Annotated in this window: 26 protein-coding genes and 1 pseudogene; 16 read left to right on the forward strand and 11 right to left on the reverse strand. The window is 64.4% G+C overall.

Going from position 1 to position 26253, the window contains the following annotated elements; translation table 11 throughout:
• Window positions 1-11: 11 nt before the first annotated feature.
• From ACLIVD_RS34320 to ACLIVD_RS34330, 3 genes are all read left to right on the forward strand, one after another.
• Window positions 12-1007 (forward strand): PDR/VanB family oxidoreductase, encoded by a 996-nt coding sequence (locus ACLIVD_RS34320; protein ID WP_491931504.1) that lies wholly within the window; start codon window positions 12-14, stop codon window positions 1005-1007.
• A gap of 219 nt (window positions 1008-1226) precedes the next feature.
• A complete protein-coding gene (gene fdhA, locus ACLIVD_RS34325; RefSeq protein ID WP_491931505.1) occupies window positions 1227-2444 on the forward strand; it encodes a formaldehyde dehydrogenase, glutathione-independent in 1218 nt (405 codons plus the stop codon).
• Between the two features lie 206 nt (window positions 2445-2650).
• Window positions 2651-3769, forward strand: coding sequence for a hypothetical protein (locus ACLIVD_RS34330; RefSeq protein ID WP_491931506.1), 1119 nt, complete (start codon window positions 2651-2653; stop codon window positions 3767-3769).
• Between the two features lie 339 nt (window positions 3770-4108).
• On the opposite strand, the gene ACLIVD_RS34335 is transcribed toward ACLIVD_RS34330, so the two are convergent.
• Together ACLIVD_RS34335 and ACLIVD_RS34340 are read right to left on the reverse strand one after the other, a co-directional pair.
• Window positions 4109-5467 carry an MFS transporter gene (locus ACLIVD_RS34335; protein WP_491931507.1) on the reverse strand — a complete coding sequence of 453 codons (1359 nt, stop codon included), beginning with the start codon at window positions 5465-5467 and terminating at the stop codon, window positions 4109-4111.
• 130 nt (window positions 5468-5597) lie between these two features.
• Complete coding sequence (locus tag ACLIVD_RS34340; protein WP_283334410.1) at window positions 5598-6437, reverse strand: alpha/beta fold hydrolase; 840 nt, start codon at window positions 6435-6437, stop codon at window positions 5598-5600.
• A gap of 104 nt (window positions 6438-6541) precedes the next feature.
• On the opposite strand from ACLIVD_RS34340, the gene ACLIVD_RS34345 reads away from it, so the two are divergent.
• A complete protein-coding gene (locus tag ACLIVD_RS34345) occupies window positions 6542-6757 on the forward strand; it encodes a hypothetical protein (RefSeq protein WP_283334411.1) in 216 nt (71 codons plus the stop codon).
• Here the strand turns inward: ACLIVD_RS34345 and ACLIVD_RS34350 are convergent.
• From ACLIVD_RS34350 to ACLIVD_RS34375, 6 genes are all read right to left on the reverse strand, one after another.
• Complete coding sequence (locus ACLIVD_RS34350) at window positions 6754-8103, reverse strand: MFS transporter (RefSeq protein WP_491931508.1); 1350 nt, start codon at window positions 8101-8103, stop codon at window positions 6754-6756. The two genes, ACLIVD_RS34345 and ACLIVD_RS34350, sit on opposite strands and share 4 nt — an antisense overlap.
• 75 nt (window positions 8104-8178) lie before the next feature.
• Window positions 8179-9372: a cytochrome P450 gene (locus ACLIVD_RS34355; protein ID WP_283334413.1), complete on the reverse strand. Its 1194-nt coding sequence runs from the start codon at window positions 9370-9372 to the stop codon at window positions 8179-8181.
• A gap of 759 nt (window positions 9373-10131) precedes the next feature.
• Window positions 10132-11199 (reverse strand): maleylacetate reductase, encoded by a 1068-nt coding sequence (locus ACLIVD_RS34360; RefSeq protein ID WP_491931509.1) that lies wholly within the window; start codon window positions 11197-11199, stop codon window positions 10132-10134.
• A gap of 48 nt (window positions 11200-11247) precedes the next feature.
• A complete protein-coding gene (locus ACLIVD_RS34365; protein ID WP_283334414.1) occupies window positions 11248-11943 on the reverse strand; it encodes a GntR family transcriptional regulator in 696 nt (231 codons plus the stop codon).
• A gap of 27 nt (window positions 11944-11970) precedes the next feature.
• On the reverse strand, window positions 11971-12903 hold the full coding sequence (locus ACLIVD_RS34370) for an NAD(P)-dependent oxidoreductase (RefSeq protein WP_283334415.1): 933 nt from the start codon (window positions 12901-12903) through the stop codon (window positions 11971-11973).
• Window positions 12896-13294 carry a carboxymuconolactone decarboxylase family protein gene (locus tag ACLIVD_RS34375; protein WP_283334416.1) on the reverse strand — a complete coding sequence of 133 codons (399 nt, stop codon included), beginning with the start codon at window positions 13292-13294 and terminating at the stop codon, window positions 12896-12898. Before ACLIVD_RS34375 ends, ACLIVD_RS34370 begins: the two co-directional genes overlap by 8 nt.
• Before the next feature lie 375 nt (window positions 13295-13669).
• Between ACLIVD_RS34375 and ACLIVD_RS34380 the strand changes: the two genes are divergently transcribed.
• The 12 genes and pseudogenes from ACLIVD_RS34380 to ACLIVD_RS34435 all read left to right on the forward strand — a co-directional run.
• Window positions 13670-14866 (forward strand): FAD-dependent oxidoreductase, encoded by a 1197-nt coding sequence (locus ACLIVD_RS34380; protein ID WP_283334417.1) that lies wholly within the window; start codon window positions 13670-13672, stop codon window positions 14864-14866.
• The gene (locus tag ACLIVD_RS34385; RefSeq protein WP_283334418.1) at window positions 14863-15708 is read left to right on the forward strand and encodes an SDR family NAD(P)-dependent oxidoreductase; all 846 of its coding nucleotides are present in this window, start codon (window positions 14863-14865) and stop codon (window positions 15706-15708) included. Before ACLIVD_RS34380 ends, ACLIVD_RS34385 begins: the two co-directional genes overlap by 4 nt.
• A gap of 124 nt (window positions 15709-15832) precedes the next feature.
• On the forward strand, window positions 15833-16954 hold the full coding sequence (locus tag ACLIVD_RS34390; RefSeq protein WP_491931510.1) for a cytochrome P450: 1122 nt from the start codon (window positions 15833-15835) through the stop codon (window positions 16952-16954).
• Between the two features lie 4 nt (window positions 16955-16958).
• Window positions 16959-17981: an alpha/beta fold hydrolase gene (locus tag ACLIVD_RS34395; protein WP_491931511.1), complete on the forward strand. Its 1023-nt coding sequence runs from the start codon at window positions 16959-16961 to the stop codon at window positions 17979-17981.
• Window positions 17978-18763: an N-acyl homoserine lactonase family protein gene (locus tag ACLIVD_RS34400; RefSeq protein WP_283334421.1), complete on the forward strand. Its 786-nt coding sequence runs from the start codon at window positions 17978-17980 to the stop codon at window positions 18761-18763. Before ACLIVD_RS34395 ends, ACLIVD_RS34400 begins: the two co-directional genes overlap by 4 nt.
• Window positions 18764-18767: 4 nt before the next feature.
• Entirely contained in the window at window positions 18768-19151 is a 384-nt protein-coding gene (locus ACLIVD_RS34405; protein WP_283334422.1) for an FmdB family zinc ribbon protein, read from the forward strand.
• Window positions 19148-19801 (forward strand): alpha/beta hydrolase, encoded by a 654-nt coding sequence (locus ACLIVD_RS34410; protein ID WP_283334423.1) that lies wholly within the window; start codon window positions 19148-19150, stop codon window positions 19799-19801. Before ACLIVD_RS34405 ends, ACLIVD_RS34410 begins: the two co-directional genes overlap by 4 nt.
• Window positions 19802-19804: 3 nt before the next feature.
• Entirely contained in the window at window positions 19805-20758 is a 954-nt protein-coding gene (locus tag ACLIVD_RS34415) for a VOC family protein (protein WP_283334424.1), read from the forward strand.
• A gap of 3 nt (window positions 20759-20761) precedes the next feature.
• Window positions 20762-21322 (forward strand): HtaA domain-containing protein, encoded by a 561-nt coding sequence (locus tag ACLIVD_RS34420; RefSeq protein ID WP_283334425.1) that lies wholly within the window; start codon window positions 20762-20764, stop codon window positions 21320-21322.
• Between the two features lie 135 nt (window positions 21323-21457).
• Window positions 21458-22435, forward strand: coding sequence for a PDR/VanB family oxidoreductase (locus ACLIVD_RS34425; protein ID WP_283334426.1), 978 nt, complete (start codon window positions 21458-21460; stop codon window positions 22433-22435).
• A gap of 87 nt (window positions 22436-22522) precedes the next feature.
• Window positions 22523-23506 carry an MDR family NADP-dependent oxidoreductase gene (locus tag ACLIVD_RS34430; protein WP_283334427.1) on the forward strand — a complete coding sequence of 328 codons (984 nt, stop codon included), beginning with the start codon at window positions 22523-22525 and terminating at the stop codon, window positions 23504-23506.
• 12 nt (window positions 23507-23518) lie between these two features.
• Window positions 23519-24347, forward strand: a pseudogene (locus tag ACLIVD_RS34435) (RNB domain-containing ribonuclease); the annotation flags it as partial.
• Between the two features lie 99 nt (window positions 24348-24446).
• Here ACLIVD_RS34435 and ACLIVD_RS34440 read toward each other — a convergent pair.
• From ACLIVD_RS34440 to ACLIVD_RS34450, 3 genes are all read right to left on the reverse strand, one after another.
• Window positions 24447-24899, reverse strand: a complete 453-nt coding sequence (locus ACLIVD_RS34440; protein ID WP_491931512.1) for a VapC50 family PIN domain-containing toxin — start codon at window positions 24897-24899, stop codon at window positions 24447-24449.
• A gap of 99 nt (window positions 24900-24998) precedes the next feature.
• A complete protein-coding gene (locus ACLIVD_RS34445) occupies window positions 24999-25607 on the reverse strand; it encodes a helix-turn-helix domain-containing protein (protein WP_283334430.1) in 609 nt (202 codons plus the stop codon).
• Between the two features lie 156 nt (window positions 25608-25763).
• Window positions 25764-26123 (reverse strand): ArsR/SmtB family transcription factor, encoded by a 360-nt coding sequence (locus ACLIVD_RS34450; protein ID WP_283334431.1) that lies wholly within the window; start codon window positions 26121-26123, stop codon window positions 25764-25766.
• Between the last annotated feature and the right edge of the window lie 130 nt (window positions 26124-26253).

A 26253-nucleotide genomic window follows, 5' to 3' on the forward strand; every position in this document is an offset into this window, starting at 1 on the left:
AGGACCTCCCCATGCAAACGACACCTGTGATCGACACTGACACGTCCCTGCCGACGTCCGCGGAGAACCGTATGACGTTGACTGTCGCGGCACGGACCGTGGTCGCCGATGCTGTCGTGGAACTGACCCTGACCCACCCCGCAGGGTGGCCGCTACCCCAGTGGGCGCCCGGTGCACACCTGGACCTGGTCCTCGGTCCGAACCTGGTGCGCCAGTACTCGTTGTGCGGCGACCCCGGTGACCGCACGGCATACCGGGTCGCGGTCCTGCGTGAACCGGACAGCCGCGGCGGCTCCCTCGCGGTCCACGACAATCTCACCGTCGGGGCCACGCTCGAGGTCCAGGGTCCGCGCAACAACTTCGCATTGGTCGACGCGCAGGAGTACTTGTTCATCGCGGGGGGAATCGGCATCACGCCGCTGATTCCGATGATCGCCACCGCCGAGGCCCAGGGCATTCCGTTCCGGCTTGTCTACGGTGGGCGCGCGCGGTCCTCGATGGCGTACGTCGAGGACCTCGAAAACCGTTATCCCGGACGGGTCACAATCCACCCCCAGGACGAGGTCGGGCATCTGGATCTGCCCGCGATTCTTGGGAAACACCGGCCGGGCCGCCGGGTCTTCACTTGTGGTCCGGGCCCTTTGCTCGATGCCATCGACGGCTATTGCATCTCGTGGCCGGCAGGATCAGTCAACATGGAGCGGTTTCGCGCCAAGACCGCCGACCCCGGAACCATCGACACCGAATTCGAGGTTGAGCTGGCGCTAACGGGAGTCACGGTGTCGGTGCCGGCCGACCGTTCGATCCTCGACGTCGTCGAGGAGGCCGGCGCGATCGTGGTCTCATCGTGCCGGGAGGGCACCTGCGGCAGCTGTGAGACACCGATACTCGAGGGTGAGGCCGATCACCGCGATTCGCTGCTCACCCAGGACGAGAAGGACGCTCAGGAGACCATGTTCATCTGCGTGTCCCGGGCCTGCTCGCGACGACTGGTTCTCGACCTGTGATCGCCCCGGAACCATGCGTACCTGACAACCATCGGTCAGCCATGAGTGGTTCCGAGTGCACGATCGCAGCACACACACCTCGCAACGAGGTCCTGACCGTTACTGGCAGTGCCCTCTCCTCCCAGGAAAGCTGAACGGCGGGATCAACTTCCGCCGCTGACCTCGGCCGATTGCATCGCAATTGGCTTCGAATCACTTCACAGAAAGACCATGATGACGATGAGCGCAAACCGCGCGGTGACGTATGTCGGACCGGGCGAGGTCGAGGTACGCGACATCGAGTTCCCGAAGCTCGAGCTGCGGGACGGCCCCGGCGTCAACCCCGCCAATATCGGCCGCAAGTGTGAGCACGGCGTCATCCTGAAGGTTGTTTCCACCAACATCTGCGGCAGCGATCAGCACATGGTTCGCGGCCGCACCACTGCCCCCGAGGGGTTGGTCCTCGGCCATGAGATCACCGGTGAGGTGATCGAGGTCGGTCGCGACGTCGAGTTCATCAAGGTCGGCGACCTGTGCTCTGTGCCGTTCAACATCGCATGTGGTCGATGCCGCAACTGCAAGGAACGCAAGACCGGGATCTGCCTCAACGTCAACCCGGATCGGCCCGGATCCGCGTTCGGGTACGTCGATATGGGCGGCTGGGTCGGTGGTCAGGCAGAATACGTGATGGCCCCGTACGCCGACTTCAACCTGCTCAGGTTTCCCGATCGGGATCAGGCGATGGAAAAGATCCGGGACCTGACCATGCTCTCGGACATCTTTCCCACCGGATACCACGGCGCCGTCACCGCCGGGGTGCACGCCGGCTCGACTGTGTACGTCGCTGGTGCGGGACCGGTCGGACTCGCCGCCGCGGCCGGTGCGCAACTGCTCGGTGCCGCAGTCGTGATCGTCGGCGACCTGAACTCTGATCGACTTGCTCAGGCCCGCTCGTTCGGATGTGAAACCATCGATGTCTCCCGGGGCGCACCTCAGGATCAGATCGAGCAGATCCTCGGTGCCCGGGAGGTAGATGCCGCGATCGACGCCGTGGGATTCGAGGCCCGCGGTCACGGTGGCGACGCAGGTCACGAGCAACCTGCCGCCGTCCTCAACTCGTTGATGGATTTGACCGCCGCCGGCGGTGGCATCGGCATTCCGGGTCTGTACGTCACCGGGGACCCGGGCGCCGCCGACGATGCTGCCAAGGGGGGAGCGCTCTCGTTGAGTTTGGGTACCGGCTGGGCCAAGTCGCTGTCCTTCGCGACCGGGCAGTGCCCGGTGATGAGTTACCACCGGGAGTTGATGAATGCGATTCTCGCCGACCGGGTACAGATCGCGAAAGCGGTGAATGCCACCGTGATTTCACTCGACGACGCACCCAACGGCTACAGCGCATTCGACCGTGGCGTGGCCGAGAAGTTCGTCATCGATCCACACGGGATGATCGCCGTCTGACCCCGTGCCATGGCGCCCCGTCGTCGGGACTGCTCGGCGGCCACAAATAGCACCGGAGGCGTCGCCGATGGTGCCGGGAGACTGGGCGATGAGCGACCCGTGCACCACGGCCCCGGACAGCCACCGGCGCTGAGCGGATCTGCGCCGCCCGGCGGTCACAGTTCCGCGGTGTTCTCCATCAGCCGCTCCCACGAAAAGCAGGTCCTATGTCGAAAACTGTTATAGCCATCGGCGTGTGCGCGCTGATGTTCGCCGGTGCCTGTTCCACGAACCCCGACGATGCAGAGTCCGCCACAAATCCGGAACCCACCCTCTCCCCGCTTGGGACGCCATGGACGTCGGTTAGCGAAAACCAAGTCAGCGGCGTCGTCCGACCGGAGGATCTCGTCGCGGTCCCGGACACCGCATGGGTTCTGGCCAGCAGCATGGCCTCGCCCAAGCGAGGAACCCCGGGAAGGCTCGTCGCCGTCGACTCGACGACCAATGCCACTGTGCCGCTCTGGCCAAGCCCGGATCAGCATGCCGAATGGAACCGCAGCATCTACCCCGATTGCGCCGGGGTCCCCGACGCCTCGTCCGCCGAACCACACGGAATCGCCATTGCCCCGACAACCGACGGACAGCCAGTCACCCTGTACGCGGTCAATCACAAGCGGGAATCGATCGAAGTCTTCCACCTCGACCCACAGGCAGATCCCGTGGCGCTGACGTGGGTGGGATGCGTTCCCATCCCCGGTGACGTGTACGCCAACGCAGTCGCACCCTTGCCGGACGGCAGCGGCATCATCGTCTCCAGCATGTTCGATCCCACTGTCTCCGGAGACCCGTTCGCTCGCATGTTTTCGGGCGTTGCTACGGGACGGGTGATGAAATGGACTCCGGCGCAGGGATGGACAGCGTTGCCGGACAGCGCAGTCGGGGGCGCCAACGGTGTCCTGGTCTCGCCGGACGGGCAGTCCGTCGTCGTTGCTGCGTGGACGCAGAAGAAGCTCGTGCGGATGTCTCTGACGAATCCGAGCGACAGGAGTGAGGTGACGCTACCGTTTCTGCCGGACAACCTCCGCTGGACGCCGCAGGGCACGATTCTTGTGACCGGGCAGAACGTCACCGTCGACGATGTTCTGGTGTGCAACGGGGGTGAAGGAACTAACTGTCCCACCGGGTACGCGGTCGTGGAGGTCGATCCATCATCGATGACCAGCACGGTGCTCATCGACGGCACCGATTCCTCGGTGAGTCTGGCGACCACGGCCCTGCCGGTCGGGGACGAGATCTGGTTGGGGACGCTCAGCGGTGACCGAATTGTGCGGTTGGACCGGGGCTGAGCTTCCCCTGATCAGGTGGGGCAACCACGGTGCCTTCCGAACCGTGGTTGCCCCACCCAGAGGCCCGGAACCCCGCACCTGGACACGCCGCAACCCCCGTGGCAGCGAGCGAGCGGGGACGTCGCCACATGGGCTTGCTGTGATGGCGTGGAGGGTCGCACCGCGTCGCCGGATCATCGAGGTCGCGCCCACATCCTTCTCGAGATGACCTCGGATCCCGATATCCCAATGACCGTCTTGCGTCGCTTTTTTCGATGAAGATCTGCACTGCGGGAAGGGCCCTGGGTGTTCGGAGCGCACGCCATGCTGAGATGGGACCGCTATTTCGCCGCCTACCGGTTATCCAGCGCTTGTCGTCAGCGGACTCGGACCAGCTGACGCCGGCGACGATGCCCTCCGATCCACGAGCTGCAGTCGACCAGCGGTACGGACAAGTGCGAGGAGGCAGCACATGGAGACGAGCAGGGCCGCTGCTATCGCTCCCGCAACGGAGTACGCGTTTCCGGTGCCCTTCAGCAGAAGTGTGGCAGCGAGGGGCATCAGCCCGGATCCGATGACGTTCGACAGCTGTACGCCAAGAGACATTCCGGTGTAGCGGATACTGGGATCGAAACTGTCAGCGAAGAGGGCGGGCTGGGCGCCGTATGCGCTGGTGAACAGAATTCCCATTCCGACCACGTACCCGAACAGGACCCACAGCGTGTTCCCGGTGTTGACGGTCCAGAAAAGCAGGAAGACTCCCGCGACACCGCCCAGAGGGCCGAACGTCATCAGGGCCCGTCGGCCGTAGCGGTCCGAAAGGTGCCCTGACAAAAGAATGACCGGGATCTGGATTACACATGTTGCGAGGATCGCGATCAGGGTGATCGTGCTCGAGACGCCCTGCTGGTTTCGCGCATATCCGACCAGGAAAGTCAATGCGACGACGCTGAATGCGCCGTAGCCGAGGAAGCCACCACAGACCAGCAGTACCGGCTTGAGGTGGCTGCCCAGTACCGTACGGATGGGCAGCTTCTGCTCAGCGCCTTCGTTCTTGATCGCTTCGAACTCTGGCGATTCCGCGATCTTCAGTCGCACGATGAGGCCGAGTACGACCAACAGGGCACTGAGAAGGAACGGGACTCGCCATCCCCACGTCATGAACTGATCCGCAGGCAACAATGTGACGGAGAGGAAGGCTGCGTTTCCGGCGAGGGTACCGATCGAGGGCCCCACCTGAGGAACTGACGCGAAGAAGCCGCGTTGAGTCGGTTTCGCGTATTCGAATGCCATGAGTATTGCGCCACCCCACTCGCCACCGAACGCGATGCCTTGGAGTAGTCGCAGCGTCACCAGTAGTGCTGGAGCCCAGATACCGATACTGGCGTATGTCGGCAGAAGCCCGATCGTCGTTGAGGCGACACCCATGATGACCAGCGTGAGTACCAGAACCGGCTTTCGGCCGAACTTGTCGCCGAAGTGGCCGAAAGCAATTGCTCCGATCGGTCGTGAAAGATAGCCGACTGCGAGCGTCCCGAGGGAGGCCAGAACACCGATCAGCGAATCGCCTTCTGGGAAGAAGAGTTGTGGAAAAATCAGGACGGCAGCGAGGCCGTAGATTGAGAAGTCATAGTATTCAAGTGCGGTGCCGGCCATGCTGGCTGCAGCGATTTTGCGAACTTTCGCGCTATCACTTCGCCTGCCGATTGTCTGGTTCATGATCATTGCTCCTCTTGGTGACCAAGGTGCGGCGAGCCGCAGGGCGAGACGGGTTCGGTCGTTCGTTCAGCTCGAGACGGCTCGGCGGGGTGGGGCTTGCTGCTGCGTGGCAGTCCAGGTCAAGTGCAGGTCAGGATTCCGCCGAATCGTTACCGGCCTGATTTTCGAGAAAGTTGAGGTATGCCGCGGAAGTCACATCGGCTTCGTCGGCATAGATTTCGTGACCCGCGCCGTCGACGGTGACGACGCGCGCTCCCGGGATAGCAGCGGCGATCGACAGCTGCTCCAAGAGAGAGGTGGCGGAACTTCGCGTCGGTGCCAACACGAGGGAGGGCACGGTTAGTTGGGGCAGCAGCGGGGCGACATCCACCCCGGATATCACTGTGCTGTAGCCGATCAATGCCGTGGTCGATGCGGACGAAAACTGGTCGATCCACCATTGCGACTGCAGCGCGTCCTCACACACCGCAGTGCCGGTCTGGCTGACCAGCCATTTCGCGAACCCCTCTGCACCAAGCGATTCGAGAGCATCCTGCCAAGTGTTGTGGGACCCCGCAAAAAATTGCTGTCCCGCCCCGTCGATGGTGGTCGGGGAACTGCACAATGTCAGGGACTGCACCTGGTCGGGATGTCCGTGGGCAAGTCCGACGGCAAGCATCCCACCCGTCGACTCCCCCAGCACGTGTACCCGACCGAGGGACAGCACATCGATGAATCTGCTCAAGTCGTCGACCAACTGGTCGAACGTCCATGGGGCGGTGCCTCCATCGGCGGACTTCCCATGGCCACGAAGATCTCGTCGAATCACCCGGTATCGGCCGGCAAGCCGTGGAATCCAGTGGTACCAAAATTGCGAGTTGCGACCAAATCCAGGTTGAATGAGGATGGTTTCGATATCTGTCCTCCACGGGTCGCAGAAGCAGTCGTCTTCGTACCATGTGTCGTAACCGTTGACCGAGATTCGGGGCATACAGGATGTCCTTGCGTTGTTGGTTGCGCTGGCCGGGCGGTCGTCTCGCGGCGCGTGCCTTGGCCGTCAATCGTCATCGCCGCTCAGTGTTCGATGTTGGCGGTATGGACGGTGCGGCGCGCGGCCGCAACGACCACTCCACCCGGTATCTGCGTAAGTACTCCGACATGAACGCAGTCGACGACGATCTCGGGGACCTGGCCATTCTTGCGGCCATTTACCGCACCGGTATGGCCGTCCTCGACCACGGCCCACACGTGCCTGGGGCATGTGCGTCGTCGGCGCGCCACCTTGGCACACGCGCCCAGGTCCGGGTCTAGGCCGCCGTGATCGGTGCAGGTGACGTACTGATTGGTGACTTCGATTCTGCTGCAACATCTGTGGAGGTTCTGACCAGTGCAAGCAAACACGCCATGGATACTGCCAGCGCGACCACGATCGCCGCGGCGATCGCGTACGGGGTACCGGTGGCATTGAGGAGCAACGTGGCGACAAGCGGCATCAAACCGGATCCGATGACATTCGACAGCTGGTACCCCAGTGACATGCCGGTGTAGCGCACGCTCGGCTCGAAGCTGTCCGCAAAGAGGGCTGGTTGAGCCCCGTATGCGCTGGTGAAAAGCACGCCCATACCGACGACGTAACCGATGATGATCCACGCAGGCTGCGCCGTGTTGATCGTCCAGAAGAGCAGGACGGTACCGGCGATCGCGGCCAGAGGCCCGACGGTCATGATCCGGCGCCGACCGAATCGGTCCGAGGCGTATCCACCGAGCATGATGACCGGAATCTGCACCATGCAGGTGGCAAGGATCGCGGCGAGTGTGATCGAATTGCTGACACCCTGCGTGTTGCGGGCGTACCCGACGAGGAAGGTCAGTGCCACGATGCTGAAGGCACCGTATCCGAGGAATGCCCCACAGACGAGCAAGACAGGTTTGCGGTGGCTGCGCAGCACTTCTGCAAGCGGCACCTTCGCGGACGTACCTTCGGCCTTGAGGGCAGCGAACTCGGGCGATTCAGCGATCTTCAAACGCACGATCAGACCGAGGGCGACCAGTAGGGCGCTGAGCAGGAAAGGAATTCGCCAACCCCATGAGAGCATGGCGTCTTCCGGCAGCAGGGTCGTGAGGAGGAAAACGGCGTTGCCGAGTAGGGTGCCCACCGCCGGCCCGACCTGGGGCACCGAGGCGAAGAACCCTCGGCGTTCCGGGCGCGCATATTCGAAGGCCATCAGGATCGCCCCGCCCCATTCTCCGCCGAAGGCGACGCCTTGCAGGAAACGAAGCGTGACAAGCACCACCGCAGCCCAGGCCCCGATGTTGTCGTAGGTGGGCAGTAGGCCGATCGCCGTCGAGGCGACACCCATGATCACCAGGGTGATCACCAGAACCGGTTTGCGGCCGATTTTGTCGCCGAAGTGGCCGAAGATGACAGCCCCGAGTGGACGGGAGAAGTAGCCGACCGCGAGAGTGCCGAAAGAAGCCAGGGCGCCGACGAAGGCATTGCTTTGCGGGAAGAACAACGTCGGGAACACCAGAGCGGCAGCGAGCCCGTAGATCGAGAAGTCGTAGTACTCGAGCGCGGTACCGGCCATGCTTGCCGCGGCGATCTTACGCACCTTGGTCGCGTCGCCGGCCGGAGGGGACACCACCGACTCGGTCATTCTGTCTCCTTAGCTGTGGGGGCGGCATCACCCCGGCTGCTTCGCCGGGACGACGCCGATATGACGTGGCAGTGTCTACTTTTCGAGGCGAACAGGGATGCTGGACCAACCGGTACGCAGCGCTCGCCCCGACGTCTCGGCGGGTGCGGCGAGCGTGATGGAACGGGTGCCGGAGAGCAATTGTGTTCCGAACGCGAGAAGTTCCTGCCGCGCGACGGGCGCACCGACGCACATGTGCGGACCGAAACCGAATGTGAGGTGCTGGTTGCGTTCGCGGTCCAACCGGATCCGGTGCGGATCTGCGAATCGTTCGGCGTCACGGTTGGCTGAGGCGACGTTAATCGCGACGAGCTCGTTCGCCGGGACCGGGGTGCCGGCGATCGTGACATCGGCGGTGGTTCGACGAACGGTCTGGTGCAGCGGCGGTCCGAGGCGCAGCACTTCCTCGATCGCAGCGGGTAACAGGTTCGGGTCGGCCCGCAGGCGGGCCTGGTCGTCGGGGTTCGTGGCCAGATAGTGCGCTAACGATCCCATCGCCGAACTGGTTGTATCTGCGCCCGCGGCGAAGATCTGGGTCCCGAGCGAGAGCACCTGTTCGCGTGAGATCGGCTCGCCGTCGGGCCGCAGTTCGAGGATCCCGCTCATCACATCCTGCTCCGGGTCCCGCGGGTGCTCGGTGCGCTCGGCGATCAGGGTGCCCACTGCGTCGTCCCACAACGTCGCCTGCAGGGCGCCGAAGGCGTTGATGTCGTGGCGCAGAGCGTCGGCGCGGTCGAGGGTGGCAGCGAGTTCGACCCAACCCTCGTCGCTCAGTCCGAGCAACACCGAAAGCACCTGCGGCGGGACAGTTCGCGCGACGGACCGGTAGATGTCACCCTCGCCGGCCTCGATGAGCGGAGTCAGTTGCTCGGCAACGATTCGGTCGATATCCGGTGACAGCCCCGCGACCCGGTCGGGACGGAAGTACTTGTTGAGGAAGGTTCGATAGAAGGTGTGCTCCGGCGGATTCGTTGCGATGGGTATCGGCCGATTCGGCGACGGATACTCGACGAAGGGGCGCCCACTCGCAAAATTCTTCCAGTCCCGGCTGGCCTTCGAGGCGTCGGCGAAAGTCAGCACACTCCAGAATCCGTCGAAGTCGTCACTGTGCACGACCGGCGAGCACGCGCGCAGTCGGTCGTACTCTCCGTACAGGTCGGAGGCGGTGCTCGGTTGATAGGACGCGGCTGAATCCACATCGTGGCGCGCGCCGGTATTCGTAGTCGTCATGGTGCACCTCTCGGCAAATCGATCCCACTGAGTCGAGGATTTTGGCGGGCATCTCGCGGGGATAGAATTGGTCCCCGCAACATCGATCGGAGTGACGGTCCGATCGGTCGGCTACCGTCGAATGTAATCTTTGTCATACAAAACAGCAAGACCCGATCTGAATCACTTCGCTTGGGGCCCTTGCGACTACGCGTAGGGCACGCGTCTTCGTCGTCGGAATCTTGGTGCCTATCGATGAAGAGCCAATGCGAGCCAGTGAGCAACCGGGTCCTCGGGGCCGAGATTCCCTGCGTTCAGGGAGGATGGTGGCGCCGCACGCTTGCAGGCGGTGCTCGATTGCCCGCTCCGTCAGGGCACCGAGGCGCGGCCGGATTCTCGACCTGCGGGCAGAATGTAGCGGAGATACACAGGCTCAGGGGCTGTTTCGGTTGATCCGCCTTCGCTCGGCGTCCAGTGATTCACGGTGGGGTCGGTCGACTGACCTGTCCGGCGTGACCGGGGCCCGGAGCCGGGGGCGCCTGCGCGAGCGCTGTGTGAGCACGCGCGCCGGCCCTCCGGCGCAATCGGTCACGGGGGGTGCCGCGGTAGGACGCACGGCGGCAGGGCCGTGGCATTTTATCGACGTGATGACGCCGCCTCACGCTGGACGCGGGCGGTGCTGCGGACCCGGTGGGCTGGGCGCATACGCCGGATCGGCAGTCCCGGATACGAACCGGGGAAGCTACGACCGGGGAAGCGCTCCCTGGGGGCGGTGGTTGGTCAGCTCCAGCCCTCTCCCGACCAGGCATTTCGCAGGAGCTGGCCCAATTCCGCGCGGGACACGGGATGCGGGTTCGACGCGGGAACCACGGGCAGGACCAGATCGACGGCCTCGTCGAGGTCGCCCTCGGACAGCCCGACGTCGCGTAGCGCGGTCGGGGCCTCGACAGATTTCAGCAGAGTGCGCAGGCCGTGCACCGCGTCGGCCGCGCCGAGCGCGGCGGCCGTACGTGTCGCCGCAGCCTGTGCATAAGGTGCGTTGAAGGCCAGGACGTGGGGCAGGACGATGGTGTGTGTTTGGGCGTGGGGTAGGTCGAACCGACCGCCGAGCACGTGGCAGATCTTGTGGTGCAGACCCGATCCCGCGCTAGCGAAAGCGACCGCGGCAAGGTATGCGCCGTAGAGTGCGTGCTCGCGTCCGGCAAGCGATTCGGGTCGGTCGGCAACCTCGGGGAGGGCGTCGGCGAGGGCGCGTATCGCCTCGGTGGCGAGCGCGGTGTTGATCGGATTCGCGCGCGGCGCCCACAGTGAGTCGACGCAGTGTGCGAGGGCATTGCAGGCGCTGGCGACGCTGAGCTCACGTGGCAGGGTGCGGGTGAGTTCGGCGTCGTAGACGACGGTGTGGGGAAGGACGCGGTCGTCCTGGCCGGTGGTTTTGCGAGCCGCCTCGGTGATTCCCCAGACATTCGTCGCTTCAGATCCGGCGTACGTGGTCGGGACGGCAATGATCGGCAGTCCGGTGGTCAACGCGACGGCTTTGGCCAGTCCGGTCGTCGACCCGCCGCCGATGCTGATGAGCAGATCGGCATGGTGGTCCCGGGCGATACTACGAGCCTGTTCGGCCTGCTCGACGGGCACGTGGGGGCGCACATCGTCGAATCGCACCGCGATGTCGAGGCCGCCGAGAACTGCGTCAGCGAGCGCGTGGTCGTGGCGGGCGGCCACGACCATGGGCGTGGATGCTCTCAGATCGTTGGCAGCCGAACGCAAATGGTTCGCCGCCTGGCCCGACCCGAACAGCACGCGCTGGCCGAGGGTGTGGTGGTCGAAAATCGGTATCTCGTTCATGAGGTTTCCTCGCGGACTCGTCGCGGGCCGGGTGAGCCGGCGGTGGGTTCACTGGTCGGATTCGAGGGCGGCGAGGGCTGTGGTGGCGGCGGTACGCACGTGGGACGCGCACAGTGCGGCGGCGAGGGAGGCATCGCGTTCCTTGATCGCCCGGACGACGCCGCGCAACTCGGCGACCGCCTGCTCGGAGCGGCCGGATGTGGACAGGGAGGTCGCCCGCAGGATGCGGACTCGTGCCTGGATGCCCTCGATGAGCTGCTTGAGAGAGCTGCTGGCAGCACCCTCGACGAGAACGGTGTAGAACTCGTCCTTGGCCGCGAGGATATTCCGGATCTCACCACCGGCGGCGGCCACCTCGGCGAAGTGCTCCACCGCCGCGTCGAGCCGCATGACTTGGGACTGCGTGGCTCGCTCGACGAACCGCGTCACGATGATTGATTCGAGTGCGGCACGAACCTCGTAGAGGTCGGCGGCTTCACTGATCGTGGGCGCGCTCACCATGGCCCCACGCTGGGGCACCACGGTGACCAGACCCTCGGATGTCAATTCACGCAGCGCCTCTCGGACGGTGGTGCGTGAGACACCGAGTTGCTCGATGAGTTCACGCTCGATCAACCGTTGCCCTGGACGGAGCCGGAAATCGAGGATTGCTTCGCGCAGCGCCGCGATGACCTGCTCCCGAAGAGGGGCGGCCGCCTTCCCCACCGGGCTCGTCACCCAGACACTGGCCGTCTTCGTTGCCATCGGATTAGTCTACTTTTTGTATGTTGATCATACAATCTCTGGGTTTGCTGAATCTGTGACCCACCGGGCGATCTCGGTGTGGTCCGCGGTGGGCTCGAGCGATTCCGACGCCTGACCCCAGAGAGCGACGGCGTTCTCGCCCAGGACGCTGGGCAGGCCGAGCTGCCGCGCCAAATCGGTGGCGATGCGCATGTCCTTGAGCATCAGATTCAACGCGAAGCCGGAATCGTAGGTCTTCGGCAAGATGAAGTTCGGCCACTTGTTCTCCGTCGATCCACTGCGCCCGCTCGATCCGTTGATGACGGTGAGCATCACTTCCGGATCGAGACCGAACCGCTCCCCCGCGAGTATCGCCTCGCTGGTCACCAGCAGATGCGTGGCCGAGAGCAAGTTGTTGAGCGCCTTCAGTGCGTGCCCGGCGCCGATATCGCCGACCCGGGTGGGCCGGCCCAGAAGCTCGAGGATCGGCAGAGCGGCGGAGACAGCGGATGGCGGGCCGCCGACCATGATGGTCAGGGTGCCGTTGACGGCACCTCGCACTCCGCCGGAAACCGGGGCGTCGATCAGGTCCACGCCTCGTTCGTCGGCGATGCGCCGGGCGAGCGCCCGGGTGCGCATCGGTTCGGACGAGCTCATGTCGACCACCACCGCTCCCGGCCGTAGCACCGCGGCGAGTCCGTCGTCGAGGACCGACTCCACCACTGCAGAACTGGGCAGCATCAGGATTGTCACGTCGGCGTCCGATGCGGCCGCGGCCGCCGAGGTCGCCGCCAGGCCGCCCTGCTCCGTGAAGCGCTGCACCGCGTTCTCGGACAGATCGAAGCCGATCACCCGATGGCCCGCATCGAGCAGGCGGCGCGCCATGGGGGCGCCCATGTTTCCGAGCCCGACGAAAGCGACCGTGGCGGTCGACGATAGGTCGTGGGTCGGCAGATCAACCCCGGCAGCAATGTCAGACATCGGCGCGCAGCTCCTTCAGGGTCGCCTCGGCGATGCGGAAGGATTCGAGTGCGGCGGGAACACCCACGTACACCGCTGCCTGGAGGAGAACTTCCTGAATCTGTTCGTCGGTGCAGCCGTTGGTCACTGCCCCACGCACGTGGACTGCGAGTTCGTGAGAGCGGTTGAGAGCGGTGAGCATTGCCAGGTTGAGCAGGCTGCGGGTCTGGAGAGGCAGGCCGTCGCGGGTCCAGACGGTGCCCCAGCAGTATTCGGTGACGAGTTCCTGAATGGGACGGGAGAACTCGGTGACGTTGCTCAAAGAGCGCTCGACATGGGCGGCTCCGAGGACTGCCTTGCGCATGGCAATGCCGTCCTCGTAGGTCTCCTTGTGCGTCCGACTGGTGGTCATCGATTACTCGCTCTCTGTCAGGATTGTATGACGAAAAATTTGGCGTGATCATGGAATCAGCTTGCCAACCGGCGATCAAGCACGAAGCAAGCCGGAAACGCGGCCCAAATGGTCCGACTAAGGCTGTCGTCGTAGCGGAGTTGGCTGGCATACGCCAACGTGACACCACCTTTCGCTGCCACCCATCCAGTGTCCCTGCAAAACTAGATCCGTGTCAAGTATTGCGGTGACTCACGTCACTCGGTACGGTAGCTTCATCACGACGGATTGTCGTACATATTTTTTTCGCGTTCACGGGCTCATCACTTTGTGTTGCGTCGCCTCGGCTACGAACAAAACACCAGGCAGCCCACTGCTGAAGAAACGGAAGAAGACATGACTGAACAGACGGTGCTCATCGCAGGCGCCGGCCCGGTCGGGATTCTCAATGCCCTGGGACTCGCGCGGGCGGGAATCTCCGTCACCGTGCTCGAGCGAGGCAGCGAGGTCGTGCAGTCACCGCGCGCAATGGTCTATCACTGGTCCGTGCTCGACGGACTCGAGCGACTCGGGCTGTTCGACGCGGCCGCCGCCCGGGGGTTCCTCAAACAGGGATACACCTACCGTGTCCATGCCACCGGCGAGCAGGTGTCCTTCGGACTCGACGCGCTCGAGGGCAAGGTTGCCCACCCCTACAACCTGCATCTCGGGCAGAACGCTCTCGTCGAACTCGCACTCGAAGAGCTTTCGGCGTTTCCGCACGCGAAGGTGTTGTGGAACAACGAGATTCATTCAGTTGACCAAGACGACAATGTTGTGCGGGTGGAGACGACGTCGCACGGCGAGCCCGTGGTCCTGACCGCACAGTGGCTGATCGGCGCCGACGGGGCACGCAGCACGGTCCGCGAGTCGGTGGGGATCGCATTCGACGGGCACACGTGGCCCGAACGGTTCGTGGCCACCAACATCCGCATCGATCTCGAAGCTCACGGCTGGCCCCTGACCACCATGCTGATCGACGATCGGTACGGAGCGATCATCTCCAAGATCGACACCACCAACCTCTGGCGGTTCACCTACTGTGAAGACGAGGCCTTGCCGGTCGAGACAGTGCTCGACCGCATGCCCGAGTACTTCGAGGCAGTCTTTCCCGGCATCGACGACATCGAGCTGGTCGCCTTCTCCCCCTATCGGATGCACCAGCGCGCCGCCGCGACATTCCGAGCCGGCAGGGTGCTGCTCGCGGGGGACGCCGCCCACGCAACAAACCCGACCGGTGGCCTGGGGCTGACATCGGGGTTGTTCGACACGTACGTCCTCTACGAGGCCTTGGCCGCGGTGATCAACGGTCGAGTGTCCGACGCGGTGCTCGACGAGTACGCCCGTCGGCGCCGGGAGGTGTTCGTCGACAAGGTCAGTCCCGCGGCGTCGGCGAACAAGAAGCTCGTGTACCACTCCTCGAACGGTGCGGCGCTCGACGAGGCGATGGCCGGACTGCGGCAACTGTCGTCCGCCCCGGACGCCTTGTTCGAGCGGTTGATGTTCCCCAAGTCCCTAGAGACTCCGTCACTGGTTGCAGAGGTGCACGCATGAAGGTTCTGAATCAGCGGGTGGCGGTCGTGACGGGCGCGGCGAGCGGGATCGGACTCGCCTTGGCGCGCCGCCTGGCCGCCGAGGGAATGCACATCGTGCTTGCCGATGTGGAACCAGATGCCCTCGAACAGGCCACGGCCCTGGTACGGGCCGACGGCGCGGAAGCCATCGGAGTGCGCACAGATGTTCGCGACCTCGGTGCCGTGCAGGAGTTGGCCGCGCGCACTATCGAAGAGTTCGGTGCGGTGCATCTGGTGTGCAACAACGCCGGCGTCGAAACCGGTGGATCCTTCCTGGAAATTCCCGACGGTGCGTGGCAATGGGTGATGGACGTCAACTTCTACGGTGTTCTCCACGGCTGCCGGGTGTTCCTTCCGCTCCTGGCCGAACATCCCCAGGCGCATATCGTCAACACCGCCTCGGTCGCCGCATTCACCAGCGGCACCGCGACGATGACCCCGTACTGTGTCTCCAAATCGGCCATTCTGAGCCTGTCGGAGTCCTTGGCCGTCGAACTGCACACCTCGGGCAGCCCTGTCGGGATCTCGCTGCTCGCACCCGGTCCGGTGAAGACCCGGATGCCCGATGCCGAGCGGAACCTGCCCGATGGCCTCGAACCCGCCCGGGAACCACATCGAGTCGCGCTCATGGAGGAACTGCGGACCAAGGCCCAGCACGCGGGACTCGAGCCGGCCGAAGTCGCCGACGTGACTGTGCAAGCGATCCGGGACAACCAGTTCTTCGTGCTGCCGCATCGCGAGATGGCGCTTGCCGGTGTGCGTCGGCGTCTGCAGTGGATGGAGACCGGCGAGCTGCCGGCACCCCGCAAGGCTGGTACCTGAGCCCGAGACCCGGCCCGCGTCCCCACCGACATCTGAGAACCGAGGACCCATGACTACTGCCGTAACCCATGCTCCGAGTTCGGATTACGACCCGTTCGATTCCGAAGTATTGCAGGATGTCCATGTGCATGACGGTCTCCTGCGTGAGGTCGCGCCTATCGTGCACATCGACAAGTACGACTTCTACGCGGTGACCCGGCACGCGGAAATTCAAAAGGCGTTGCGTGACTGGCGCACATTCTCCTCGACGGATCGACCGTTCTATCAGCCGAACCCCTTCCGGCCCAATGCACCACTGATGCAGGACCCTCCCGATCACACGCAGACCAAGTCGGTGATGATGCGGATCTTCTCCAAGGAGAACATGGCGAAGATGCAGGCGTACTTCGCCGAAACGGCCGCACAGCTGGTGGATGACCTTCTCACCGGTGGTGCGGTGGACCTCGACGCGTACCGTGACGTCGCCGCCCGGTACGTGCTGCAGGTCTTTCCCGACGTGCTCGGACTACCCACAGAGGGACGCGAGCTGCTGCTCAAGTTCGGTGATGCGGTGTTCAACGCGTTCGGCCCACAGAACAAGCACCATCACGCAAAGATGCGCAGCGGGGCACCGGCACTCGCGTGGGTTGAAGAAAACTTGAAGCGGGAACTGCAGAGCGACGGCGGAATCGGCTGGCAGCTCTACACTGCCGCGGACGAGGGTGTGATCAGCGAGACCGAGGCCGAACAGCTCCTCAAAGCCGTTTTCGGTGCCGGCTTCGACACCACGATCTTCGGCATCTCCGGCGCGTTGCGGGCGTTCGCCGACAATCCGGATCAGTGGCAGTTGCTGCGCGCCCGGCCTGATCTGGTCGAGTCCGCGTTCGAGGAGGCCCTGCGCCTGTACCCGCCGTCCCGATTCGGTGGCCGGGTCGCGCTCCGGGACACCGAACTCGGCGGAATCACCATCCCCGCCGGCACCAAGCTGCTGCTGATGTGGCTCGGCGCCGGAAGAGATCCCCGCAAGTGGACCGACCCGGACCAGTTCCGGATCGACCGCCACGACGCCGGAAGCCACCTGTCCTTCGGATTCGGCATCCACACCTGCGCCGGGCAGGCCGTCGCACGGTTGGAAGCAAAGAGCCTGCTCAGTGCGTTGGTCGACCGTGTCGAGCGGATCGAACTCACCGGTGAGCCCCGCCGGGCGATCAACTTCCAGGCGTTCGGGCACGAATCGATTCCGATCCGCCTCGTTCCGGCAGGTTGAGCCGATGACCGTCACCACACAACCGGCGCACTCCGCCCCGCATCGCAGCGCACCTGCGGCATGGTTGCGGCGCGGTGAGCTCTGGGTGCATACCGGCGCCGGCGCCCCACGGTGCGCCTCGTACGTCCGCTGGGAAGCGCCCGGAACCGACACCGGTGAGCTTCCGGTCGTACTCGTGCACGGCGGAGGTGGACAATCGCTCGACTGGACCACCACACCAAATGGTGATCCCGGATGGGCCCCGTTGCTCGTCGAGGCCGGCCACCCTGTGTATCTGCCGGATCGCCCTGCACATGGCCGCTCCCCCTACCGTCCCGATATTCACGGTGACCTGATGGCGGCGGCAACAGCCGCCGACGTACAACGACTGTTCGCCCCCGGACCGCACGACAGCCGTCACCGGGCGCACACCGAGTGGCCGTGGACGCGGGAATCGGGGTCTCCCCAGTTCGACGCTCTCGCATCCGCCGCGCAGCCCCTTCCCCGCAGCCTGGCAACTGGGCACCGGCTCGACGGCGACATGCTCGTCGCGCTACTCGAACGCATCGGACCATCCGTGGTGATCACCCATTCCGCCGGCGCACCCGCCGGCTGGATCGCCACGCAGCGCCGGCCGGACCTCGTCGCAGCCCTGGTGGCCGTCGAACCCCTCGGTCCCCCCTTCCGCGACCTCGGTGACCGGGGCCGACTCGCGCATGGATTGACCGCGGTCCCGCTCGACGACAGACCCCGCACCCACTCGGTCGATCCGACGCGCCCGCAACGACTGCTCGGACTCGCCTCGACACCGATCGCCGTGGTCACCGCCGAAGCCTCGGGCCGTCACGACGATGATCTCGCCACGGTGATGTTCCTGCAGTCTGCCGGCGCCCGCGTCGAGCACCTCGTACTCGCCGACCTCGGGTTGCCTGGCCACGGGCACGGCCTCATCTTCGAACGCGGCCACGATCACACACTGGCGATCGTCCGAGACTGGTTGTCCACCAGCGTCACTCGTAGCAACCCTCCTGCCGAAGGACTGTCATGACCGTATCCACCGCACTGCGCATGTGGGCGCTCGACGCACCGACAATGGATCTCGATGCCGGAGATCTGGTCGTCGGTGCCGAAGGCACGATCACCTTCCCGCTCCCGGCGTTCCTGATCGAACATCAGCGTGGACTGATCCTCTTCGACACCAGTTTCGCGCCGTTGCTCAACGACGACCCGCGCGCCTACTTCGGTGACCTGGCCGAGACCCTCAATATCGTCACCAGCCCGGAACAACGCATCGACCGTCAACTCGGAAAACTGGGCTTCCGTACGGAGGACGTCACCCACGTCGTTTTGTCGCACACCCACTCCGACCACGCCGGCGGCCTGTACCTGTTCCCGCAAGCGAAATTCTTCGTCGGCCCTGGAGAGTTCGACTGGGCGGCCAACCCGAGCGCCATGCAAGCGCATCTCATGAGGCCCGACGACCTGGCGCCGACCCGCGAGTTCGACTGGACGACGATCCAAACGGCACAGCACGATCTGCTCGGCGATAGGTCCATCCAGATCCTGCACACGCCCGGCCACACCCCGGGAGAACTGTCCTGTGTGGTGAACCTGCCCTCGCAGTCGATCGTTCTGACCGGTGACACGGTCCACCTGCGGGAAGCTCTCGACCGGGAGGCTCCCGACCCTCATGATTGGGACCCGGTGGCCGGGCGTGAGAGCATCCGCGCCCTCAAACGACTGCGCGACGACGAAGGTGCCCGCATCTGGATCGCGCACGACCCCCAGGACTGGTCCGCCTTCGGTGGGCCACTCGTCGCCCAGGAGTAACCCTATGATCCTCGTCGATTACCGCTGCGGCGCCTGCGCCGTCACCACCGAAACACTCACCCGCGCTCCGGTCCCGCCACGCCAACTGTGCCCTCGCTGCGGGGGCGACGCGCACCGCCGCTACGGCGCGGCCGCACTCACCGGACGCGCCACCGCACCGGCCGCCGGCAGCACCGCATGCGTCGACAACCCCGATGTCCCCGGACTCTGCCACGTCGGCCCGGCCGCCAAACGAACCCTCATCGCCCGTCATCGCGGCGACACTGACACGCTCGCGCGCGAGCAACAGCGGCAGCGCGCCGAATACGAACGGTCCGGACCCCCGGCTTCGGGCCGGGTCCGCGGCCACAGCCACTCCGCACCCACACGACGCGGAGTGGCCCCATGACACCGAACCCTCATCTGCGCAATGAACCGATGCAGCACGGAGCCCACGATCTGGGGCAGGCACCGCTGGTGGTGTATGCCGTGCACGGCCGAGGCCAACAGCCAGAGTTCATGGCGGAGGTCGCGCACCGGATCGCCAGGCCGGAAACGGCGTACCTGCTGCCCAGCGCGGACAACAGCAGCTGGTATCCCGAAAGCTTCCTCAAGCCGCTCGCGCACAACGAACCGCTCCTCGGCCACGCCCTCGCCGCCGTCGACACCCACCTGGCCCGAATCTCCGAGCAGGGAGTGCCGGCAGAACGCACCGTGCTCATGGGCTTCTCGCAAGGGGCGTGCCTGCTCGCGGAATACCTGCTCCGCACTGGTCGCCGCTTCGCCGGTGCGGCCCTGCTCACCGGCGGCTACCTCGGCCCCGAGGAAAAGTCCTGGTCCGCGGACGGGAAGTCCTTCGACGGCATGCCGGTACTGCTGGCGACGTCGGCGCGCGACGAATGGGTGCCACTGACGAGGGTGCACGCCACCACCGAATCGTTCGTCGAACTCGGCGCCTCGGTACGCCTGCATGTCGACGACGACCCCGAACACCGCATCAACGACGACTTCATCGGTCACATCCAGAAACTGTTCGACACCATCACCACAAGGAGATAACCCATGGCCTACGTAGAAGGCTCGCACCATGTCACCCTGTCCGTCGGCAAGGCCCAGGACGACGTCGATTTCCACGTCAAGACCCTTGGCATGCGTTTCATCAAGCGGACCGTCCTCTTCGACGGCAGCAAGCCGATCTACCACCTGTACTACTCGAACGCCACCGGCGATCCGTCCTCGGTAGTCACCACCTTCCCCTGGGCGCAGGCCGGGCTCTATGGAAAGCGTGGAACCAACCAGGCCCGCGAAGTACTGCTGTCGGTACCTGCCGGCTCGCTCGACTACTGGCACGGCCGGCTCACCGAGCACAAAGTCGAGGTCGACAACCTCGATGTCTTCGACCGGCGCCGACTCGCCTTCCGTCACCCCAGCGGCATCGAGTACCAGTTCGTCGAGAACGACAACGACGAGCGCGAGGGATACGCCGGCAACGGTGTGCCGCAGCAGTATGCAATCCACGGCATCCACGGCGTCGGCATCCACGTCACCACCCCGGAGCGTATGGTCGACTTCGCCGCCGACACCTTCTTCTCCCAGGGCAAGATCGACGAAGAAGGTGACCGCGCTGCCTTCCAGGTCGGTAACGCCAAGTACGGCAACTACATCGAACTCACGGCGAACATCAGTGAGGACCAGGGCACCTGGCACTACGGCTCAGGCACCTACCACCACTTCGCATGGAACCTCGACACGTTGGAAAATCAGGACGAGGTCAAGTTCGGGGTGGAAGGCGCCGGTTACACCGATATCTCCGAGCTGAAGGACCGCAAGTACTTCAAGAGCGTGTACGTGCGGACGCCCGGCGGTGCCCTGTTCGAGCTCGCTGTCACTCATGAGGACGGCGGCTGGACCTGCGACGAATCGCCGCAGGAACTCGGCAGCAAGTTCATGCTGCCCAGCCAGTTCGAGAACCGTCGCGGGGAGATCTTTGAACAGCTCGAGCACATCGAGGTGTAGATCGTGACTCGAACACTGGCGTCGGCCGCTGCCTCCATTCGGACAGCGGCCGGCCCCGGCCACCCCCCGGCCGGGCTCACTTGGGGTGTCAAACAGAGTTTCCTCCGCTACCTTGCTGGCTTGCCCGACGGTGGGCACGCCGCTTCCGGCGGTGCCTACCTCAGCGAGAACAGTTTCTTCACCTTCCCCCCACACCCCGATAGCGAGCAGACAATTGCGGGTGAACTCCGGTTCCGTGGGGCAGTCCACCTCAGCGGTCACGCGGGCCTACTGCAGGTCCTCATTGCCGACCCACGCTTGGTCCTGCGTGAGACCGGAGCACTCCTCACGATCGCGAACCGCATCGATGCGCCGGACGGTTCCGAGCGAATCCCTCTCGCCGATCTCGAGATCAACGACTCCTATAGCACCCGCCAAGGCCTGGTACTGCCTTTGATCAGTGCCTCACTCACCACAGCAGGATGCGACCTCTTCGGTGGCCACTACCCGCCCGGTGAATCCCTCGACCCCATCTTCGTGTTCGCCCCTCAGCCCGATTCGTACCGAACCGGGCCCCGGCGCTGACCAGATCGCTGTCCCTCGGAGCCGAGCCTTTCCCGACCGTCGAACAAATCTGTCGTCCTAATCGAGAGCCGTAACAGCGGGATTCGGCCGACGCGACCGCATAGCAACTCAGAGGACCCTCCTATGCACTTAATAATGACCGCTTCCGACCCCGACGCTCATGACGCCGAACGCCGCCTGGAACTGACCGTGGCCGGAAAGGAGGTGGTGGCGGAAGGTGTAGTCCGCCTGACCCTCACCTCACCGGAAGGCTCTTCCCTGCCTGCGTGGACCCCAGGCGCTCATCTCGACCTTGTCCTCGGTGACGGACTCGTCCGCCAATACTCGTTGTGCGGTGACCCCGCCGACCGCACCCGCTACCGAGTGGGAGTGCTCCGCGAACCAGACAGTCGAGGTGGATCCCGTTACGTTCACGACACCCTCACCGTCGGCGATGCCGTGGTTGTGCACGGCCCTCGCAACCATTTCACGCTCACCGACGCGAAGGAGTACCTGTTCGTAGCAGGTGGCATCGGCGTCACCCCATTGATACCGATGCTGTCCGCGGCGGCTGCCCGCAAAGTCCCGTTCCGCCTGGTCTACGGCGGTCGGACCCGGTCCTCGATGGCGTTCGTCGACGAGCTGCGGCAACTCTATTCGGACCGAGTCGAGGTGATCCCCCAGGACGAATTCGGGCATCTCGATCTCGCCACCGTAATCGGTGAACACCGCGACGGCGTCGCGGTGTTCACCTGCGGACCGGGACCGCTGCTCGATGCGATCGACAAACACTGCAGTGCATGGCCTCCCGGAACACTGAACATGGAGCGATTCCGCGCCGAGGAGCTGCCGGCCGGCACAGTGGATACGGAGTTCACCGTCGAGTTGGCACAGACCGGTGTGACAGTGACCGTGCCCGCCGACCGATCAATCCTCGACGTCGTCGAAGACGCCGGTGTGACCGTTCTGTCCTCATGCCGCGAAGGCACCTGCGGTACCTGCGAGACCCCGATCCTCGAGGGCGAGGCCGACCATCGGGACTCGTTGCTCACCCAGGAGGAAAAGGACGCCAACGAGACGATGTTCATCTGCGTCTCACGGTCCTGCTCGAAGCGGATCGTCCTCGATCTGTAACGCCCCCGCCGAGAATCTGCGCGCGCTGGAGCTAACACCACACGACGAATTGCCGGAGGACTTGCCCTGAAGAATCAAAGTTGGATCGTGGACCGGGCTTCGACCGGCACATACGATCCCAGCTGTTTCCGCCTGATCGAAGGCCCGATCCCCGCCGCTCCAGACGGCAAGATCGTGGTCCAAACGCTGTTGATGTCACTCGACCCGACAAACCTGAACTGGCTCAAACTCGATCCTCAATTGCAGGCGATACCGTTCGGCGTCGGTGATCCGATGATCGGTGTCTCAATCGGTGTCGTCACCGAATCCTGCGCGCCCACCCACGCCGTCGGTGACGTCGTGACGGGAATGTGGGGTTGGCGACGATTTGACGTCGTCGATCCCCTGTTCGTGCGTCCCGCGAAACCTGCAACGGAAATGTCGTTCGAGCAGCAACTGGCGATCTTCTCGCACGTGGGGCGCGCGGCAGCCGGTGGCATGACTCTCATCGGTGAAGTGAAACCGACCGATGCGGTGTTGGTGGCCGGGGCTGCCGGGGCCACTGGCTCGCTGGCCGCCCAAATCGCGAAGGCGCAGGGCTGCCGAGTGGTAGGCATTGCCGGTGGACCGGACAAATGCAAGTTCCTGCTGGAAGAGTTGAAACTCGATGGTGCAATCGACTACAAGGAAGAAAATCTTCACGAGGCTGTGCACCGGCACTTCCCTCAGGGTGTCGACCTATTCTTCGACAACGTGGGCGGGGAAGGAGTTGATGCGGTCCTGGCAAATATGGCAATCGGATGCCGGATCATCGTGTGTGGCGCAATGTCTCAGTACAATATTAGCGAAACATCCAATCTCTATGGAGTCAGAAATCTACCGTTGCTCATCTTCCGCAGAGCCCGTCTACAAGGTTTTGTTGCGGATTTCGGTCCACGCAACCAAGTCGTCGACAAACTACTCGACGACCTCACAGAGCGCGGACAGTTGGTTGCGCGCACTCATGTCGTCGACGGCTTCGAGAATATTCCCGACGCGTTAGCTCTCCTACTCAACGGGAAGAACCATGGAAAACTGTTGGCACAGGTTTAATTTGACCTAATCGGGTGGGCAGTGGAGGTTCATATCGCGGGCGTCGCCGATGTCGTCGGCCTGGGGTCGGTCGCCGACGAGCAGGCGTTCCTGCGGGCCGAGACGCGTTACCTGCGCAACCGCACCATTCCAATGCTCGGCGAGACGGCGGAACAGGCTGCGACCCTGACCGCCGAATCTGTGCGGACCAGTCTGCGGGTTACCGGCACGATCACCACCGATGGTCGGTTGGTCCACACCGTCGTCGGCCGCGGGGAGATTCCGTCGGGTCGGTGCGTGACGGTCGATCACGCCGAGGTGCCCGGCATTCTCACCGACTCGGCACATCGGCTGCACCCCAGTTGGTCGCGGCGGATGCTGCCGCGCAGACCCTACTGACCGCCCGCCGAGACGGCGGCGCCCTCGCGTTCTACGACCTCACTCTCCGGCCGACAGGCTCGCCGCGTTCACACCCGAGGTTGGGCGGCCAGCGAGGACGGGGCCATCGTGGCGATCGCCGCCGAACTGCGGACCGTCGCCTACGTCATCGTGCAGGAGCTGATGATCGCGACCAACGAGGCAGCGGCGTTGTGGTGTGTGGAGCGAGGGTTGCCGATCCTGTTCCGCAACCTACCGGCCCAACCCGGTCGCCGGCAGCACCGACGAACTGATGCATGAGATCGCCGCCGCGGCCGGGGACCCGGACCTGTTCGCGAAACTACGGGGCCGTCTGCTGTCGACGCTGCGGGCCGCGACCTGCGATCCGACGGTACACGGCCACTACGGATTACGGCTCAGCGTCTACGGCCATGTCACCTCACCGTTGCGGCGGGTGGCCGATCTGATCAACCAGCGGATCATCCACCGAGTGACAATTGCACTCGCCACAGAGGCACTGAATCGGTGACCTCGCGGGCAGTTCGAACCGGCGCGCGACGGCCACACCAGTCGGTCGTTTCGCTCAGCGGCGGAGCGCAGCCGCGGAAATAGGTAGCCCCGCCGCCGCAAGGCGATCACACACATCAGCCGGGGTCCCGGGTGGATTACGCCAGGCTGTGGCCGTCGCGCTGACCGCCTGGTGGACCCGTACCCCGTCGAGGTGGAACAGATCCATCACGAACTCGTCCGGATGCTTTGCCTCGATGCCAAACTGCGCCAGCTCCGCGTCGGGGAAGTCCCGCAGATTCACGGTGACGATGACCTGGGCGCCGGCGCGGATCGCCGCGGCCAGCACATGCCGGTCGTCCTCATCCGGCAGCGTGAGTGCGGGGATGAGTGTCTCGTAGCCGGTGACCAGGCAGTCCGGTACCGCCCTATTCATCAGCTCCCGCAGCTTCGTCAACGTCCCAGTCGGGATGTCCGGGCGATTTTCAGCCAAGTTCTCGAATGTCTCGCCAGGATGCGATCCGTCCACCGGGCATGCACCAGGCCGGTCTGCGCGAGCCGGATCAGCACGTCTCGTAAAACATTCGGGTACAGGACATTCGCGTCATAGAGCACGGTGAAGGTCACGTCAGTACAGTCCGAGGTCTTCCGTCAGGGCCGCCAGCTCGTCCGCGGCGGCACGCGAGGCCCCCAGCTGCGTCCGCTGGTAGGCGAGCAAAGACGATGCGAGGATCCGGCGATGCCGGCCGACCATTCGGTACTCGATATACCCCCCGTCGAGGAGCTTGATCACATGCGGGCGCGAGACATTGAGCATCTGCGCAGCCTGCTGGGTCGTCAGCTCCTCGTGCGCCGGGACGACGGTGACCCCCTGCCCGGCGGCCATATTCGCCAACACCTCACGCATCAGCTCGAGCGCCGCGCGAGGAAGATGCACCGACTCCGCGGTGCCGGCCACGGTCACATCGAGGGTCTCCCCCGCCGGATCGACGTCACGAAGCAACTGCAGGGCCTGCCGGGCCTGCTCCTGCTCGACAACGGTCGGCTGATCATGCGCTGCGGACATCACGCCACCCCCTAAACGAAATTTACGCAACAAACGAAACAACCGCAACGGCGCTCGATTGAAGCGGCTCGATATCGCCACCTGTCTGCCACTCGACTGATACCAAACGTCCTGTTTGCCAAGTTTCTCGCCGGAATGAAAGACAACCCTGGGGATGGCAGCGCTGGTCATCTCCGCACTCCTCAGCGGCTGCGGTAGCGGCACAGGATCGACCGAAAGGAGCGACCCGAGCGGATGCGATTCAGCAGGTCGTCGGCGGGCACAGCCGCGTCCCTGAGTTGATTGCATCCTTGAGGGCACGCCAGTGCAGTCGAGGCCAGCGATCTGTCACTCCGCTGACCCGGCACTCCCCCCGGAGTCGCGCAAGGATGCCTCGTACTCGCGCAGGACGAGATCCATCAAGCCAGGGAAGCGGCGGTCGAGTTCCTCGCGGCGGAGCCAGTTGCGGTGCCGGGTTCCATCGACTTCCTGCTTGATGAGCCCGGACTCCCGAAGCACCCTCCAGTGCCTGGTCAGCGCAGATTTGGACACACCGAAGTTCGAGGTGCTGCAAGCCGTCCCGGGATCGCTCGCGATGTAGTGCACGATCGCGCGACGGACAGGGTCGACTAACGCGAACATGACGTCGAAGAGGTCGATCTGCCCCTCGTCCGGGATCGCGAGCGGGTTGGCCAAACGACTAGCCACAGTCTCCTCCTCAGTTTCCGTTCATCCGGGCGCCATGTACACATAAACGCGTACATGTGCTTACAAGTGATGTACGCACTGCCGTGTACATCACGCCCGGCCGAAGGCCCCACGGCCATTCCCACTCCCC

The sequence above is a fragment of the Rhodococcus sp. G6(2025) genome, assembly GCF_058628105.1.